This is a genomic window from Burkholderia catarinensis, assembly GCF_001883705.2.
GTDB lineage: Bacteria > Pseudomonadota > Gammaproteobacteria > Burkholderiales > Burkholderiaceae > Burkholderia > Burkholderia catarinensis.
On record NZ_MDEQ02000011.1, the window covers coordinates 66,077 to 82,617 of the forward strand.

The 16,541-nt window shown below is 67.5% G+C and carries 13 protein-coding genes; 6 read left to right on the forward strand and 7 right to left on the reverse strand.

Features of this window, described 5'->3' with window-relative positions:
* Positions 1-16: 16 nt before the first annotated feature.
* From dpsA to recG, 6 genes are all read right to left on the reverse strand, one after another.
* A complete protein-coding gene (gene dpsA / locus BFF94_RS19030) occupies positions 17-505 on the reverse strand; it encodes a non-specific DNA-binding protein DpsA (RefSeq protein WP_128841275.1) in 489 nt (162 codons plus the stop codon).
* 122 nt (positions 506-627) lie between these two features.
* Positions 628-792 (reverse strand): hypothetical protein, encoded by a 165-nt coding sequence (locus BFF94_RS19035; RefSeq protein WP_219139665.1) that lies wholly within the window; start codon positions 790-792, stop codon positions 628-630.
* A 118-nt stretch (positions 793-910) separates the two neighbouring features.
* Positions 911-3,097 carry a catalase/peroxidase HPI gene (katG, locus tag BFF94_RS19040; protein ID WP_128845689.1) on the reverse strand — a complete coding sequence of 729 codons (2,187 nt, stop codon included), beginning with the start codon at positions 3,095-3,097 and terminating at the stop codon, positions 911-913.
* Positions 3,098-3,410: 313 nt separating this feature from the next.
* Positions 3,411-3,548: a hypothetical protein gene (locus tag BFF94_RS19045; RefSeq protein WP_164497753.1), complete on the reverse strand. Its 138-nt coding sequence runs from the start codon at positions 3,546-3,548 to the stop codon at positions 3,411-3,413.
* Between the two features lie 190 nt (positions 3,549-3,738).
* Complete coding sequence (locus tag BFF94_RS19050; RefSeq protein ID WP_219139666.1) at positions 3,739-4,698, reverse strand: LysR substrate-binding domain-containing protein; 960 nt, start codon at positions 4,696-4,698, stop codon at positions 3,739-3,741.
* 125 nt (positions 4,699-4,823) lie between these two features.
* On the reverse strand, positions 4,824-7,166 hold the full coding sequence (gene recG, locus BFF94_RS19055; protein WP_219139667.1) for an ATP-dependent DNA helicase RecG: 2,343 nt from the start codon (positions 7,164-7,166) through the stop codon (positions 4,824-4,826).
* Positions 7,167-7,333: 167 nt separating this feature from the next.
* Here recG and queA point away from each other — a divergent pair, with 167 nt between their 5' ends.
* The 6 genes from queA (at position 7,334) to BFF94_RS19085 (ending at position 15,128) form a co-directional block, all read left to right on the forward strand.
* The gene (gene queA, locus BFF94_RS19060) at positions 7,334-8,401 is read left to right on the forward strand and encodes a tRNA preQ1(34) S-adenosylmethionine ribosyltransferase-isomerase QueA (RefSeq protein ID WP_128843125.1); all 1,068 of its coding nucleotides are present in this window, start codon (positions 7,334-7,336) and stop codon (positions 8,399-8,401) included.
* Positions 8,402-8,536: 135 nt separating this feature from the next.
* On the forward strand, positions 8,537-9,724 hold the full coding sequence (tgt, locus tag BFF94_RS19065; RefSeq protein ID WP_128843126.1) for a tRNA guanosine(34) transglycosylase Tgt: 1,188 nt from the start codon (positions 8,537-8,539) through the stop codon (positions 9,722-9,724).
* Between the two features lie 245 nt (positions 9,725-9,969).
* A complete protein-coding gene (gene yajC / locus BFF94_RS19070; RefSeq protein WP_048250795.1) occupies positions 9,970-10,293 on the forward strand; it encodes a preprotein translocase subunit YajC in 324 nt (107 codons plus the stop codon).
* 106 nt (positions 10,294-10,399) lie between these two features.
* Positions 10,400-12,421 carry a protein translocase subunit SecD gene (secD, locus tag BFF94_RS19075; protein WP_128843127.1) on the forward strand — a complete coding sequence of 674 codons (2,022 nt, stop codon included), beginning with the start codon at positions 10,400-10,402 and terminating at the stop codon, positions 12,419-12,421.
* An 18-nt stretch (positions 12,422-12,439) separates the two neighbouring features.
* Positions 12,440-13,390 (forward strand): protein translocase subunit SecF, encoded by a 951-nt coding sequence (gene secF, locus BFF94_RS19080; protein ID WP_128843128.1) that lies wholly within the window; start codon positions 12,440-12,442, stop codon positions 13,388-13,390.
* 220 nt (positions 13,391-13,610) lie between these two features.
* A complete protein-coding gene (locus BFF94_RS19085; protein ID WP_201260388.1) occupies positions 13,611-15,128 on the forward strand; it encodes a S41 family peptidase in 1,518 nt (505 codons plus the stop codon).
* 16 nt (positions 15,129-15,144) lie between these two features.
* Here BFF94_RS19085 and BFF94_RS19090 read toward each other — a convergent pair whose 3' ends face one another.
* Positions 15,145-16,422, reverse strand: a complete 1,278-nt coding sequence (locus BFF94_RS19090) for an MFS transporter (RefSeq protein WP_219139668.1) — start codon at positions 16,420-16,422, stop codon at positions 15,145-15,147.
* Positions 16,423-16,541 lie beyond the last annotated feature (119 nt).

Sequence of the window (16,541 nt, forward strand, 5' to 3'; positions counted from 1 at the left end):
CCCGGCCGCGCCGCGCTTACGCGAGCAGCGACCGCAGCATCCATGCGGTTTTTTCATGCGTCTGCAGGCGCTGCGTCAGCAGGTCGGCAGTCGGCTCGTCGCTCGCCGCATCGGCGATCGGGAAGATTTCGCGCGCGGTGCGCACGACTGTCTCGTGCCCTTCGACGAGCTGGCGGATCATTTCCTCGGCGGCCGGCACGCCGTCCGCTTCCGGCACCGACGACAGTTTCGCGAAATCCGCGAACGTGCCGGGCGCGACGACGCCGAGCGTGCGAATGCGCTCGGCGACCGAATCGACCGCGAGCCACAGTTCGTTGTACTGCGCCTCGAACATCAGGTGCAGCGTGTTGAACATCGGGCCCGTGACGTTCCAGTGGAAGTTGTGGGTCTTCAGGTACAGCGAGAACGTATCGGCGAGCAGGCGCGACAGGCCGTCCGCGATTTTCCTGCGGTCCTTGTCGCTGATGCCGATGTTGATCGGTGTGGCGTTGCCTTTCCTGGCCATCTTCGGGACTCCTCATTCAAAAGGTTGAACCGGCGAAGTGTGTCGAGCAATCCGCATGCCGCGTCGACGCGGCATCGGTTTGCGGCTCGCCCGTGGTGCGTGGCGCGCGAAGAACGGCGCGCTCAGCCGCCCGCCACCGGCGCGAACGCGTGCAGCGCCTGCGCGACCAGCACGGCCGCGCCGCCGCCGGCGATTGCAAAGCCGACGCAGCGCCGCGCCACCGCGGCCGGCGCCCGCGTCACCGGCGCCGCGAACGCGGCGCGCATGTCCAGCATCATTTGCGTCATGGTCGTCACTCCTTCGACAGGACATCGGTTCCAGAAGAAACGGCCGGTCGCTCGACCGGCCGTTTCACGTTACTGCGTCGCAGCATTACCGCACTGCTGCATTACGCCGCGGCGAGGTTCATGCGAGGTCGAAGCGGTCGAGGTTCATCACCTTGTTCCAGGCCGCGACGAAATCGCGTGCGAACTTCTCCTTCGCATCCGCGCTGCCGTAGACCTCGGCCAGCGCACGCAGCTGCGCATGTGAGCCGAAGATCAGGTCGACACGCGTGCCAGTCCACTTGACCTTGCCCGTCGCACGATCGCGCCCTTCGAACACGTCGTTCGCGGCCGACACCGGCTTCCACTCCGTGCCCATGTCGAGCAGGTTCACGAAGAAGTCGTTCGTCAGCGCTTCCGGACGGTCGGTGAACACACCGTGCTTCGCGTCGCCGACGTTCGTGCCGAGCACGCGCAGGCCACCGACGAGCACCGTCATCTCGGGCGCATTCAGCGTCAGCAGTTGCGCCTTGTCGACCAGCAGCGCCTCGGCCGGCGTCTTGTACACGCCCTTCAGGAAGTTGCGGAAACCATCGGCCAGCGGCTCGAGCACGGCGATCGCCTCGACGTCGGTCTCTTCCTGCGACGCATCCGCGCGGCCCGGTGCGAACGGCACCGTCACCGCGACGCCCGCGTTCTTCGCGGCCTGCTCGACGCCGGCCGCACCGGCCAGCACGATCAGGTCGGCGAGCGACACCTTCTTGCCGCCCGTCTGCGCGTCATTGAACGCCTTCTGCACGCCTTCGAGCGTCGCGAGCACCTTCGCGAGTTCAGCCGGACGGTTCACTTCCCAGTCCTTCTGCGGCGCAAGGCGGATGCGCGCACCGTTCGCGCCGCCGCGCTTGTCCGAACCGCGGAACGTCGCAGCCGACGCCCATGCGGTCGACACGAGCTGCGACACCGACAGGCCCGATGCGAGCACCTTCGCCTTCAGCGCCGCGACGTCGGCGTCGTCGATCAGCGGGTGATCGACTGCCGGGATCGGGTCCTGCCACAGCAGGTGCTCCGCCGGCACTTCCGGGCCGAGATAGCGGGCGCGCGGGCCCATGTCGCGGTGCGTGAGCTTGAACCACGCACGCGCGAACGCGTCGGCGAACTCGGCCGGGTTCTCGTAGAAACGGCGCGAGATCTTCTCGTAGGCCGGATCGAAACGCAGCGACAGATCGGTCGTCAGCATCGTCGGGCGATGCTTCTTCGACGCGTCGTACGCATCCGGAATCACTTCGCCGGCGTCCTTCGCGACCCACTGGTGCGCGCCGGCCGGGCTCTTCGTGAGTTCCCACTCGTAGCTGAACAGGTGCTTGAAGAAGTCGTTGCTCCACTTCGTCGGCGTCGACGTCCACGTGACTTCGAGGCCGCTCGTGATCGCGTCCGCGCCCTTGCCGGTGCCGAACGTGCTCTTCCAGCCGAGACCCTGCTGCTCGAGGCCCGCGGCTTCCGGCTCGGGGCCGACGTTCGTTGCCGGACCGGCACCGTGCGTCTTGCCGAACGTGTGGCCGCCGGCGATCAGCGCGACCGTCTCTTCGTCGTTCATCGCCATCCGCGCGAACGTCTCGCGGATGTCGTGCGCGGCGGCGACCGGGTCGGGATTGCCGTCCGGGCCTTCCGGGTTCACGTAGATGAGGCCCATCTGCACCGCGGCGAGCGGGCTTTCGAGATCGCGCTTGCCCGAGTAGCGGCTGTTCGGGCCGCCGCTCAGTTCCAGCCAGATCTTTTCCGAGCCCCAGTAGACGTCGTCCGGCTCCCACGTATCGACGCGGCCGCCCGCGTAACCGAAGGTCTTGAAGCCCATCGATTCGAGCGCGACGTTGCCGGTCAGGATCAGCAGGTCGGCCCACGAGATGTTGCGGCCGTACTTCTGCTTGATCGGCCACAGCAGCCGGCGCGCCTTGTCGAGGCTCACGTTGTCCGGCCAGCTGTTGAGCGGCGCGAAGCGCTGCTGCCCGCCGCCCGCGCCGCCGCGGCCGTCGGCCGTGCGGTACGTGCCGGCGCTATGCCAGGCCATGCGGATGAACAAGCCGCCGTAATGGCCGAAGTCGGCCGGCCACCAGTCCTGCGACGTCGTCATCAGCGCGTGCAGGTCCTGCTTCACCGCTGCGAGATCCAGCTTCTTGAACGCCTCGGCGTAGTCGAAATCCTTGTCCATCGGATCGGACAGCGCCGAATGCCGGTGCAGGATGTTCAGGTTCAGCTGATTCGGCCACCAGTCCTTGTTCGTCGCGCCGCCACCAGTGGTGTGGTTGAACGGGCACTTCGTTTCGTTCGACATGCGTTTTCTCCTTGGCTTGCTTCGTATAGCTCCGCCTGCTCGCTCCGGCGGCATGCCGGGTGCGGATCGTGGCGGGTCATTGCGGGGATGGGAAACGGAACAGGTTGGTCCTCCTGTCGTACTACGGGATGTCGTGCGCGGCCTTCGATGCGCGTTCCCCGTGCGTAGCGCCGCAGGCGTGGCGCTCCGGGAAGCGGCGGCCGGGGATGGCGCCGGCGATGCGGGCGGTTTTCCGGTTTTCGGACATGCAATGCGCCCTCATCGCTTGACGGCGGGTGAATCGGGGAAACACAGGACCGGCGTGCGGCGGCGCTCATCCGCCATACACACGGTCCGCCAGGTACGCGAACGCAATCGGACGCAGGCTGCGGACCGCAGCCCTGGCACGATTGACGACCTCGTTGCGCGACGCGATGTTCCGCTGCGCGTGCTGCCATACCGACTGCATCATGACATCCTCCTTTGACGCTTGCATTCCGCGTGCAGACCGGACGTCGACACGACACCGATCCATGTAGACGAGTCTATTTAAATCTATTGATTATTTGAATTTAATTAATTTTATCTATGCAATAGCGAAAAATAAACGGGGTCGCAAGACCCCGTTCATCGGGCTGTCACGCTCGCATGCGGCAGCCCGTTCAGTTCATCGTCGCCGGCATGTCGAGCTTCGCGACGCCCGGCAGGTTGCATGCGGAAATCGCGTCGCTGATCGCGTCGATCGCGGGCATCCGCGTGAAGCTCTTGCGCCACACGAGCACCACGCGGCGATCGGGTACCGGCTCGTTGAACGGCACGTACGACAGCAGCTCGGCATCGGGGCCGTTCGCGCGCGGGCCGATCTCGGCGACCGACATCCGCGGCAGCACGGTGATGCCGACGCCGCTCGCGACCATGTGGCGGATCGTCTCGAGCGACGAACCCTCGAAGGTCTTCTGGATGCCGTCGGCCGTCTGCGAGAAGCGCATCAGCTCCGGGCACACGCCGAGCACGTGATCGCGGAAGCAGTGGCCGTTGCCCAGCAGCAGCATGGTTTCCTGCTTCAGGTCCGCGGCGTCGATTTCCTCGCGCTTCTCCCACGGATGGCCGGCCGGCAGCGCGACGACGAACGGTTCATCGTACAGCGGGCGCACCATCAGGCCGGTTTCCGGGAACGGCAGCGCCATGATCGCGGCGTCGATCTCGCCCTGCTTCAGCAGTTCGAGCAGCTTCAGCGTGTAGTTCTCCTGCAGCATCAGCGGCATCTGCGGAACACGCTGGATCATCTGCTTGACGAGCGTCGGCAGCAGGTACGGCCCGATCGTGTAGATCACGCCGAGGCGGAACGGGCCGACCAGCGGGTCCTTGCCCTGCTTCGCGATCTCCTTGATCGCGAAGGTCTGCTCGAGCACGCGCTGCGCCTGTGTGACGATCTGGTCGCCGATCGGCGTCACGCTCACTTCGCTCGCGCCGCGCTCGAAAATCTGCACGTTGAGCTCGTCTTCAAGCTTCTTGATCGCCACCGACAGCGTCGGCTGGCTCACGAAGCATGCTTCGGCCGCGCGGCCGAAATGCCGTTCGCGCGCAACCGCGACGATGTATTTCAATTCAGTCAGCGTCATTGTGGGTCAATCAGAGTTATACAGGCGATAGGTTTAATTTATACACCCTCCGGCACCGGTTCGCCAAGTTTCTCTGTATCAGAATGCGTCGAACGGTGGTTTTAAATCCGGCCCCAAACCACGGATCAGGCCTTCAGATACTGCTCCCGCGCACCGAGCCAGCGCGCGAGATGCTGCGTGACGACGTCGGGGTACGCGGCGATCAGCCGCGTCGCGGCCTCGCGGGCCGGGTCGATCAGCCAGCCGTCGGTCTCGAGGTTCGCAAAGCGCAGCATCGCCGCGCCCGACTGGCGCGCGCCGAGGAACTCGCCGGGGCCACGGATTTCGAGGTCGCGCCGCGCGATCTCGAAGCCGTCGGTCGTCTCGCGCATCGTCTTCAGCCGCTCGCGGCCGGTAATCGACAGCGGCCCCGTGTACAGCAGCACGCACACCGACGCCGCGGTGCCGCGCCCGACACGGCCGCGCAACTGGTGCAGCTGCGCGAGGCCGAAACGCTCCGCGTGCTCGATCACCATCAGCGACGCGTTCGGCACGTCGACCCCGACCTCGATCACGGTCGTCGCGACGAGCAGTTGCACGTCGTTGCGCGTGAACGCCTCCATCACGGCCGCCTTGTCGGCCGGCGGCAGCCGGCCGTGCACGAGCCCGACCTTCAGCTCGGGGAGCGCGGTGGCCAGCGTCTCGTAAGTCTCGACGGCCGTCTGAAGCTGCAGCGTCTCGCTCTCCTCGATCAGCGGGCACACCCAGTACACCTGGCGCCCGGTCAGCGCGGCCTCGCGCACGCGGGCGATCACCTCCTCGCGCCGCGCGTCGCCGACGAGGCGCGTCAGCACGGGCGTGCGGCCCGGCGGCAGCTCGTCGATCGTCGAGACCTCGAGATCCGCGTAGTACGTCATCGCGAGCGTGCGCGGAATCGGCGTGGCCGACATCATCAACTGGTGCGGCTGGAAATCGCGCGCGCCGTTGGCCGCGTTCGCGGCCTTCGCACGCAGCGCGAGACGCTGCTCGACGCCGAAACGGTGCTGCTCGTCGACGATCACGAGGCCGAGCCGCGCGAATTCGACCGTATCCTGGATGATCGCGTGCGTGCCGATCACGAGCTGCGCGGTGCCGAGCGCGGCCGCCTCGATCGCCGCGCGCTTCTCCTTCGCCTTCAGGCTGCCGGCGAGCCACGCCACCGTGACGCCGAGCGGCTCGAGCCATGCGCGCAGCTTGCGCGCGTGCTGTTCAGCAAGGATTTCGGTGGGCGCCATCAGCGCGGCCTGGTAGCCGGCGTCGATCGCCTGCGTGGCAGCCAGTGCCGCGACGACCGTCTTGCCGCTGCCGACGTCACCCTGCAGCAGGCGCTGCATCGGGTGCGCGAGCGTCAAGTCGTGCGCGATCTCGTCGACGACGCGCGCCTGCGCACCCGTCAGCGTAAACGGCAGCGCCGCGTAGAGCCGGGTCGTCAGCGCATCGGCATCGCTCGCGGTGCGGCGCGGCATCGCGGGCGCGGCACGCGTGCGGCGCTCCTCGTGCGCACGCTTGAGCGACAGCTGCTGCGCGAGCAGCTCCTCGAACTTGATGCGCGTCCACGCCGGATGCGAGCCGTCCATCAGCGCGGCTTCGTCGGAATCCACGCGCGGGTGGTGCAGGATGCGCACGGCCTGCTCGAGCGACGGCACGTCGAGCGGCCTCAGGTAATCGCGCTCGATCTCGGGCGGCAGCAGCTCGGGCAGCGGCGTGCGCTCGACCGCGTTCTCGATCGCCTTGCGCAGATAGGCCTGCGATACGCCGGCCGTGCTCGGATAGACGGGCGTGAGCACCTGCGGCAGCGGCGCATCGGCTTCGACGACGCGCACGGCCGGATGCACCATCTCCATCCCGAAGAAGCCGCCGCGCACGTCGCCGCGCACGCGCAGCCGCTGGCCGACGGCCATCTGCTTGACCTGTGACCCGTAAAAATTCAGGAAGCGCAGCACGAGGTGCTCGCCGTCGTCGTCCTGGATCTTCACGACGAACTGGCGGCGCGGCCGGTACGCGACCTCGTTGTCGAACACGACGCCTTCGGCCTGCGCGACGCCGCCCGGCAGCAGCTCGCCGATCGGCGTGAGCGTGGTTTCGTCCTCGTAACGCATCGGCAGATGCAGCACGAGATCGATCGAACGCGTGAGGCCGAGCTTCGCGAGCTTGTCGACGGTCTTCACGGGTTTGTCGGCGGCCGCCTTCTTCTTGCGCTTCGTGCCGGCCGCGCCCGCTTCGTCGCCCGCTTCGTCACTTGCAGCGGCGCCTTCGGCATCGGGCGCGGCGGCCGCCGGCTGCGCGAGCCGCCCGTCGGCGCCGCGCTTCGGGCCGGCGCGGCGCGGTGCGGTACGCTCCAGGGAGCCGGGCTCCCCCGCGCTTCGCGCGGGTAACGGGGCATCGTCCGCGTCGAACGGATCGGCGGAATCGGCAACGGCGGCGGTGGAACGACGTGGTGACACAGGCATCGGATCGTCTGGGTGCTTCGCAAGGCAAGTACAATAGCGGCTTTCACGTCGTCCGAACGAACGACGCCGGCCAGGCCGCGCATCCCGTCATCATAGCGGCTCGCGCGCCCCATTTACGCGTTTCCGCCCTGCCGGCGACGCCCGCCGGCCGCTTCGAACCAGCCCGCATGTTCACGCTTTCCGATTTCGATTTCAATCTGCCGCCCGAGCTGATTGCACAAACCGCGCTGCCCGATCGCACCGCGAGCCGCCTGCTCGAGGTCGACCGCACCGTCGAGCCCGCGCGCTTCGTCGACCGCCGTTTCGCCGAGCTGCCGTCGTGCATCGCGCCCGGCGACCTGCTCGTCTTCAACGATACCAAGGTGCTGAAGGCGCGTTTCTTCGGCCAGAAGGCCAGCGGCGGCAAGATCGAGGTGCTGATCGAACGCGTGACGGGCACGCACACGGCACTCGCGCAGATCCGCGCGAGCAAGTCGCCGGGCGCCGGCACGACGCTGCGTCTCGCCGATGCGTTCGACGTGACGGTCGGCGAGCGGGTCGAGCCGTTCTTCACGCTGCACTTCCCCGAGCCGTGCCTCGTGCTGATCGAGCAGTACGGCCGCCTGCCGCTGCCGCCGTATATCGAGCACGATCCGGACGCGACCGACGAGACGCGCTACCAGACCGTCTACGCGAGCAACCCGGGCGCGGTCGCCGCGCCGACGGCCGGGTTGCACTTCGACAAGCCGCTGCTCGACAAGCTCGACGCGATGGGCGTCGAACGCGCGACGCTGACGCTGCACGTCGGCGCCGGCACGTTCCAGCCGGTGCGCGTCGACAACATCGCCGAGCACAAGATGCACAGCGAGTGGTACGACCTGCCGCAGTCGCTCGTCGACCGGATCGCCGCGACCCGCGCGCGCGGCGGCAACGTGATCGCGGTCGGTACGACGTCGATGCGCGCGCTCGAAGCCGCCGCGCGCGCGGCCGACGAAGCGGGCCGCCCGCTCGCGGCAACGCAGGCCGAGACCGACATCTTCATCACGCCCGGCTATCGTTTCCGCGTGGTCGACCGGCTCGTCACGAACTTCCACCTGCCGAAGTCGACGCTGCTGATGCTCGTATCCGCGTTCGCGGGCGTCGAGACGATCCGCGCCGCGTACCGGCATGCGATCGACGAACGCTACCGCTTCTTCAGCTATGGCGACGCGATGCTGCTCACGCGGCGCGATACGCCGGAGGCGCCGCGCGCGTAAGCGCAGCAGCCGTGCCCCGTTTTTCCGCTGCGCGCGCTCTACGATGGCGCGCACCCGCTTTTCACCGCCGCCGGGTTCCCGGCGGCGTTTCAAACATGCGCCGGACTGTTCTCCGGTAGCGAGGAGAATGACGCGATGACCGAAGGTTCATCCCACGATACGAACGCCCCCGTGCAGGACCGCCCCGCCAACGGGCTCGAATTCGAACTGCTGGCGACCGACGGCCATGCGCGCCGCGGCCGTGTGAAGCTCAACCACGGGGTGGTCGAGACGCCGATCTTCATGCCGGTCGGCACCTACGGCACCGTGAAGGCGATCCAGCCGCGCGAGCTGCACGAAATCAAGGCCCAGATCATCCTCGGCAACACGTTCCACCTGTGGCTGCGCCCGGGCCTCGACACGATCGACGCGCACGGCGGCCTGCACGGCTTCATGGGCTGGAACAAGCCGATCCTGACCGACTCGGGCGGCTTCCAGGTGTTCTCGCTCGGCGATCTGCGCAAGATCACCGAGGACGGCGTCACGTTCGCGTCGCCGATCAACGGCGACAAGCTGTTCCTGTCCCCGGAAGTGTCGATGCAGATCCAGAAGGTGCTGAACTCCGACGTCGTGATGCAGTTCGACGAGTGCACGCCGTACGCGACCAACGGCGTGCCGACCACGCACAAGGAAGCGGCCGACTCGATGCGCATGTCGCTGCGCTGGGCGAAGCGCTCGCTCGACGAGTTCGACCGGCTCGGCAACCCGAATGCCCTGTTCGGGATCGTCCAGGGCGGGATGTTCGAGGACCTGCGCGACGAATCGCTCGCGGGCCTGTCGGAACTCGGCTTCCACGGCCTCGCGATCGGCGGGCTGTCGGTCGGCGAGCCGAAGGAAGACATGATGCGCGTGCTGCGGCACGTGGGCCCGAAGCTGCCGGCCAACAAGCCGCACTACCTGATGGGCGTCGGCACGCCGGAGGATCTGGTCGAGGGCGTCGCGAACGGCATCGACATGTTCGACTGCGTGATGCCGACCCGCAACGCGCGCAACGGCTGGCTGTTCACGCGCTTCGGCGACGTGAAGATCCGCAACGCGACGCACAAGAATTCGCTGAAGCCGCTCGACGCGAGCTGCACGTGCTATACGTGCCAGAACTTCTCGCGCGGCTACCTGCATCACCTGCACCGCGTCGGCGAAATCCTCGGCGCGCAGCTCAACACGATCCACAACCTGCACTACTACCTGCAGTTGATGAGCGAGATCCGCGACGCGATCGAGACCCACACATTCGACGCGTTCCGCCAGCGCTTCGCGGAGGATCGCGCGAGAGGCGTCGACTGACCGGCAGGCGGCCCGCGCGGCTGCCCGCGCGGCGACACGTCACATAGGACGTGTACTAAATAACACGCTCCATACGCCAACTGCGGCCGCCGAATATTACAATTGCCTTTCCAGACAAGTCGTAACGGTGTCGGTTCGCGCTTTAACAGCTTGATCCGAAAGCGCATTTGCCGAGCCGTTTGCGCATGGGGCCGGTGGTAGAATAACCGGCTTATTTTTCGATCTTCCCCTACGGAGAGACCAACGTGCCGTTCATTTCCAATGCCTTCGCGCAAGGCGCCGGTGGCGCCGAATCGAGCCTGATGAGCTTCCTGCCGCTCATCCTGATGTTCGCCGTGCTCTACTTCATCATGATCCGTCCGCAGATGAAGCGGCAGAAGGAGCACCGCAACATGCTCTCGGCCATGGCGAAGGGCGACGAAGTCGTCACGAGCGGCGGCCTCGTCGGCAAGGTGACGAAGGTCACCGAAGGCTACATCGGCGTCGAAATCGCCGAAGGCACTGAAATCACCGTGCAGAAGGCTGCAGTCACGACCATTCTGCCGAAGGGCACGATCAAGTCGCTGTAAGCCCTTCACCGAGCGTCCGGCTCCCCGCGCCGTGCCCGCCTGAGAGAGCGGGCCGCCGCGGCGCCGGACGCGACGCTTTCACGCCAACCACCCGTTCGGCTCCCTCATGAATCGTTATCCACTCTGGAAATATGTCGTGATGGTCGTGGCGCTCGCCATCGGCCTTCTGTACACATTGCCCAACTTCTTCGGCGAAGCGCCGGCGGTGCAGGTGTCGAGCGGCAAGGCCACGGTCAAGCTCGACTCGACCACGCTGACCCAGGTCGAATCGGCGCTCGCATCCGCGCAGATCGCGCCGGACGACGTCACCTTCGAGAACACGGCGGCCAACGCGAACATCCGCGTGCGCCTGAAGGACACCGATACGCAGCTGCGCGTCAAGGACCTGCTGCAGAAGTCGCTGAACGCCGATCCGAACGATCCGCAGTACGTCGTCGCACTGAACCTGCAGAGCGCGTCGCCGCGCTGGCTGACCGCACTGCACGCACTGCCGATGTACCTCGGCCTCGACCTGCGCGGCGGCGTCCACTTCCTGCTCCAGGTCGACATGACGGGCGCGCTCACGAAGAAGCTCGACTCCGACGCTTCCGATGCGCGCACGCTGCTGCGCGACAAGAACATCCGCGACGGCGGCGTGAGCCGCGTCGACCAGTCCGTGGTCGTCAACTTCAGCGATGCGCAGACGGCGGAAGACGCCCGCAAGGTGCTCGCGCTGTCGATCACCGAACTGCAATGGGCGACCCAGCCCGGCGGCGGCGGCACGCAAGTCGTCGGCACGTTCACGCCGGCCGTGCAGAAGTCCGTCGAGGACGCCGCGCTCAAGCAGAACCTGACGACGCTCCACAACCGCGTGAACGAACTCGGCGTGTCGGAGCCGATCCTGCAGCAGCAGGGCAGCGACCGCATCGTCGTCGAACTGCCGGGCGTGCAGGACACCGCGAAGGCGAAGGACATCATCGGCCGCACCGCGACGCTCGAGGCGCGCCTCGCCGACCCGATCAACACGCACCCGAACCCGAACGACCCCGTGCCGCCGGGCGAGGAGCTGTTCACGCAGGGCAACCAGGCGCCCGTGCTGCTGAAGAAGGACGTGATCTTCACGGGCGACCGCATCATCGATGCGTCGGCCGGCTTCGACGAACACCAGCGTCCGTCGGTCAACATCCGCCTCGACTCGGCGGGCGGGCGCTCGGTGCGCACGGTGTCGCGCGACAACATCGGCAAGCCGATGGCGATGGTGCTGTTCGAGAAGGGCAAGGGCGAAGTGCTGACGGTCGCGACGATCCAGTCCGAACTCGGCGACCGCTTCCAGATCACGGGCCAGCCGACGCCGCAGGCCGCGGCCGACCTCGCGCTGCTGCTGCGCGCCGGTTCGCTCGCCGCTCCGATGGACATCATCGAGGAACGCACGATCGGCCCGAGCCTCGGCGCCGACAACATCAAGATGGGCGTCCACTCGGTGATCTGGGGCTTCTGCGCGATCGCCGTGTTCATGATCGCGTATTACATGCTGTTCGGCGTGGTCTCGGTGATCGGCCTGTCGGTGAACCTGCTGCTGCTCGTCGCCGTGCTGTCGCTGATGCAGGCGACGCTGACGCTGCCCGGCATCGCCGCCATCGCGCTCGCGCTCGGCATGGCGATCGACTCGAACGTGCTGATCAACGAGCGTGTGCGTGAAGAACTGCGCGCCGGCCAGCCGCCGCAGCTCGCGATCCAGGCCGGCTACGCGCACGCGTGGGCGACGATTCTCGACTCGAACGTCACGACGCTGATCGCCGGCCTCGCGCTGCTCGCGTTCGGCTCGGGCCCGGTTCGCGCGTTCGCGATCGTGCACTGCCTCGGTATCCTGACGTCGATGTTCTCCGCGGTGTTCTTCTCGCGCGGGATCGTCAACCTCTGGTACGGCGGCCGCAAGAAGCTGAAGTCGCTCGCGATCGGCCAGGTGTGGAAGCCGGAAGGCGCCGCTGCCGCCGCAACGTTCACCGATGCGGACGAATCGACCGACACCGCGCGCGCCGCGAAGCTCGCCGCGCCCGCGAAGGACAACGCGCCGCGCACCGGCAAGCCGCAACTGCGCAACCGCGCGCAGCAAGGCGTGTCGCAGAAGAAACCGGGCTCGACCCAATAAGGCCCCGGAGACCAGACCATGGAATTTTTCCGCATCCGTAAAGACATTCCGTTCATGCGGCACGCGCTGGTGTTCAACGTGATCTCGCTGGTCACGTTCCTCGCCGCCGTGTTCTTCCTGTTCCACCGCGGGCTGCACCTGTCCGTCGAATTCACCGGCGGTACGGTGATCGAGGTGCAGTACCAGCAGGCCGCGCAGCTCGAACCGGTGCGCGCGACGCTCGGCAAGCTCGGCTACGCCGACGCGCAGGTGCAGAACTTCGGCACGTCGCGCAACGTGCTGATCCGCCTGCAGCTGAAGGAAGGCCTCACGTCCGCGCAGCAGAGCGACCAGGTGATGGGCGCGCTGAAGGCGCAGAGCCCGGACGTCACGCTGCAGCGCGTCGAGTTCGTCGGCCCGCAGGTCGGCCGGGAGCTCGCGACCGACGGCCTGCTCGCGCTCGCGTGCGTCGTGATCGGCATCGTGATCTACCTGTCGTTCCGCTTCGAATGGAAGTATGCCGTCGCCGGCATCATCGCCAACCTGCACGACGTCGTGATCATTCTCGGCTTCTTCGCGTTCTTCCAGTGGGAGTTCTCGCTGGCGGTGCTCGCGGCGATCCTCGCGGTGCTCGGCTACTCGGTCAACGAGTCGGTCGTCATCTTCGACCGGATCCGCGAAACGTTCCGCCGCGAACGCAAGATGAGCGTGCAGGAAGTGATCAACCACGCGATCACGACCACGATGTCGCGAACGATCATCACGCACACGTCGACGGAAATGATGGTGCTGTCGATGTTCTTCTTCGGCGGCCCGACGCTGCACTACTTCGCGCTCGCGCTGACGGTCGGCATCATGTTCGGCATCTACTCGTCGGTGTTCGTCGCGGGCTCGCTCGCGATGTGGCTCGGCATCAAGCGCGAAGACCTGATCAAGGACAAGAAGACCGCGCACGATCCGGACGATCCGAACGCGGGCGCGCAGGTTTAAGCGCCGCGCCGTTTCGGCAAACGCAAAAAGGCTGGTCCTGTCGGACCGGCCTTTTTTTCATCCGCGGGCCGCTGCCGCGCGGCGCGCGGCCGGCCCGACATGCACCGTCACGGGCGTCGGCTACAATCGTCACCGCCCTGCCCCGTTGCATGCCGGCCGCGCGCTGGCCGGCAAGCATCCTCGCCACCCGTCCGAACGTGCAGTCCCGATGATGCCTTCCATGCGTGTCGTTCGTCGCCTCGCCGTCTGCGCAACCGTCGCGGCCGTGCTCCTGCCGCGCGCGTCATCCGCCGGCGCCCAGCCGGCATCCGCTCCACCCGCCGCTTCGCCTTCCGCCGCCCAACCGCCGTCGCCCTGCCCGTCCGACTGGGAACCGCAACTCTGCGAACTGAAGGCGGCCGTCGAAGTACTGAAGCAGCAGCACCTGACCGACGTCGACATCGGCGCGCTGCTCGATGCCACCGTGCACGAAGGCATGAAGACGCTGCCGCACGCGCGCTTCTTCAACGCGAAGGAGCGGCAAGAGCAGCTCGACGACGAGCGGCGTGCCCGCGACGGCACGCCGGGCATCGGGATCGTGTTCGAGACGCGGCCCGACGGGCTGCACATCATCGACGTGATTCCCGATGCGCCCGCCGAGAAGGCCGGCGTGCGTCCGGACGATCTCGTCGTCGCGATGAACGACAAAAGCGTCGTCGGCATCGACAGCGGCGAGCTCGTGAAACTCGCGAAAGGCGACGCGGGCGTCCCGCTAAAGCTCACGGTGCAGCGCGGCCCGAACCATGCGGTGCTGAGCTTCGCGCCCGTGCGCGCGATCGTCAAGCCGCATCCGGCGATCGCGAAGCGGCTCGACGGCGACATCCTGTACACGCGGCTGTCGAACTTTCCGGAACCGGCGGTCGGCGACTACATCGACGCGGTGCAGGCCGCGCGCCGCGCGGGCCCGCCGGCGAAAGGCATGATTCTCGACCTGCGCATCAACGGCGGCGGCGCGCTCAATGCGGCGATCGGCATCACCGCGCTGTTCGCGGGACGCGACCGCACCGCGATGGTGACGGTCGAGCGCGGCGACGCCAACCGCCGCCGCTACACGACCAACTGGCCCGACTACGCGCTGCCGGTCATGCACGGTCAGGATCCGCTCGCACCGCTGCAGGCCGACGACTGGTGGCGCACCGTGCCGCTCGTCGTGCTCGTCGACGGACAGAGCGCGTCGGCCGCCGAAGCGACCGCGGCGGCGCTGAAGGATCTCGGCCGCGCGAAACTGCTCGGCATGCCGACCTACGGGAAGGGGCTCGCGCAGACCGGCGTCGACCTGATCGACGGCACGCGCCTGAATTTCACGTTCGCGCGCAACCTGCGGCCGAACGGCTGCCCGATGGATGGCTACGGCGTCGTGCCGGACTGGCTCGTGCCGCCGCGCGGCGACTCCGACGTCGACGGCGTGCTGCTGTGGTACCGGGAAGCCGATCTCCCCCGCGCACCGTATGCGGACCAACTGGCACCCGACCCGTTCGCGCAGGTGCGCAAGGAACGGCAGGCACTGCGCGAGCAGCGCGTGCGCGAGAAGGTCGATACGTCGAAGAGCGCGGCGCTGCCGCAGCGCGCATTCGGCACGGCCGCCGACTGGCAGCTTCAGCAGGCGCTCGCCGCGCTCGCGGGGCGCCCGGTCCGGACCATCGATGCACCGGCGCAACTGATGCCCGCGCAGCCCGTGTGCGAGCGCGGCGGCAACTGACGCGCCGCCCGCCCTTTCAGCGGAACCCGAACCGCTTGCGCAGCACGATCAGCGCCGCGAGGCTCAGCACGGCCGCGAACATCAGGTAGAAGCTCGGCGCGGTCTTCATCCCGGTCGCGCGGATCAGCCACGCGATGATGAACGGCCCGAAGCCGCCGAAGATCGTCACCGCGACGTTATAGGCAAGCGACATCCCGGTCGTGCGCGTCTGCACCGGAAACACCTCGGACAAGAGGCCCGGCAGCGCCGCGAAGTAGCCCGTCATCAGGAACGCGAGCAGCACCTGCAGCGCGATCAGCGTGCCGAAGCCCGGATGCGCGACCAGATACGCGAACGCCGGATAGATCAGCACGAGAATGCCGACGGCCGGCGCGACCATCACGCGCACGCGGCCGTAGCGATCCGACCAGTGGCCGACGAGCGGCGCGAACGCCATCTGGATCACGCCGACGACGAGGATCGCCGCGAACGCGGCGGACGGCGCCAGGCCGAGCTGCTTCACGCCGTAAGTCGGCATGAACAGCACGAGATAGGTCGCGACGGTGCCGAGCACGACCGCACCCATCGCGGCGACCAGGCGCGCCTTGTGCGTCGCGAACGTGTCGCGCAGCGGGTTCGCGGTGCCTTCGGCCGCGAGGAATTCGGGCGTCTCGTCGACCTTCGTGCGGATGTAGTACGCGACGGGCCCGAGCAGCAGCCCGAAGAAGAACGGCACGCGCCAGCCCCACGAAGCCATCTGCGCGGCCGTGAGCTGCGCGTTCAGCACGGTGCCGAAGCCGGCGGCGAGCAGCGTCGTGAGCCCCTGGCTCGCGACCTGCCAGCTCGCGAAGAAGCCGCGCCGGCCCGGCACGTGTTCGGCGAGGAACGCGGTCGCGCTGCCGAACTCGCCGCCGGCCGAGAAGCCCTGCATCAGCCGCGCGGCGACGAGGATCACCGGCGCGGCGACGCCGATCGTCCCGTAGGTCGGCAGCACCGCGATGATCAGCGTGCCGGCCATCATCAGCAGGATCGACAGCGTGAGCGCGGCCTTGCGGCCCGCACGGTCGGCATACGCGCCGAGCACGATCGCGCCGAGCGGCCGCATGAAGAACGACACGCCGAACGTGCCGAGCGTGAGCAGCAGCGACACGGTGTCGTTGCCGGCCGGAAAGAACAGCTTTGCGATCGTCACCGCGAAGAAGCCGTAGACGACGAGATCGAACCACTCGAGCGCATTGCCGATCGACGCGGCGACCACCGCGCGCCACACGCGCGGCGACGAGGCTATGGAACGGGGCTGCGTGGCGGCATGCATCGGCGATCTCCTTGGTCGTTGTACGTTCTGTGTTCCAGGCGGCCGCGCGCGCGGCGCTCGGGCGATTATAGGCGCGCAAAAAAAACCGCCGCGCCCCCGGTGACGGGAGCGCGGCGGTT

What these genes read in the sequence shown, in the direction of transcription:
- recG (WP_219139667.1), bottom strand. Translation starts at nt 7,166, where the DNA reads ATGCCTGTGTCACCACGTCGTTCCACCGCCGCCGTTGCCGATTCCGCC.
- secD (WP_128843127.1), top strand. Translation starts at nt 10,400, where the DNA reads ATGAATCGTTATCCACTCTGGAAATATGTCGTGATGGTCGTGGCGCTC.
- katG (WP_128845689.1), bottom strand. Translation starts at nt 3,097, where the DNA reads ATGTCGAACGAAACGAAGTGCCCGTTCAACCACACCACTGGTGGCGGC.
- tgt (WP_128843126.1), top strand. Translation starts at nt 8,537, where the DNA reads ATGACCGAAGGTTCATCCCACGATACGAACGCCCCCGTGCAGGACCGC.
- BFF94_RS19045 (WP_164497753.1), bottom strand. Translation starts at nt 3,548, where the DNA reads ATGATGCAGTCGGTATGGCAGCACGCGCAGCGGAACATCGCGTCGCGC.
- BFF94_RS19090 (WP_219139668.1), bottom strand. Translation starts at nt 16,422, where the DNA reads ATGCATGCCGCCACGCAGCCCCGTTCCATAGCCTCGTCGCCGCGCGTG.
- BFF94_RS19035 (WP_219139665.1), bottom strand. Translation starts at nt 792, where the DNA reads ATGACGCAAATGATGCTGGACATGCGCGCCGCGTTCGCGGCGCCGGTG.
- BFF94_RS19050 (WP_219139666.1), bottom strand. Translation starts at nt 4,698, where the DNA reads ATGACGCTGACTGAATTGAAATACATCGTCGCGGTTGCGCGCGAACGG.
- secF (WP_128843128.1), top strand. Translation starts at nt 12,440, where the DNA reads ATGGAATTTTTCCGCATCCGTAAAGACATTCCGTTCATGCGGCACGCG.
- dpsA (WP_128841275.1), bottom strand. Translation starts at nt 505, where the DNA reads ATGGCCAGGAAAGGCAACGCCACACCGATCAACATCGGCATCAGCGAC.
- BFF94_RS19085 (WP_201260388.1), top strand. Translation starts at nt 13,611, where the DNA reads ATGCGTGTCGTTCGTCGCCTCGCCGTCTGCGCAACCGTCGCGGCCGTG.
- queA (WP_128843125.1), top strand. Translation starts at nt 7,334, where the DNA reads ATGTTCACGCTTTCCGATTTCGATTTCAATCTGCCGCCCGAGCTGATT.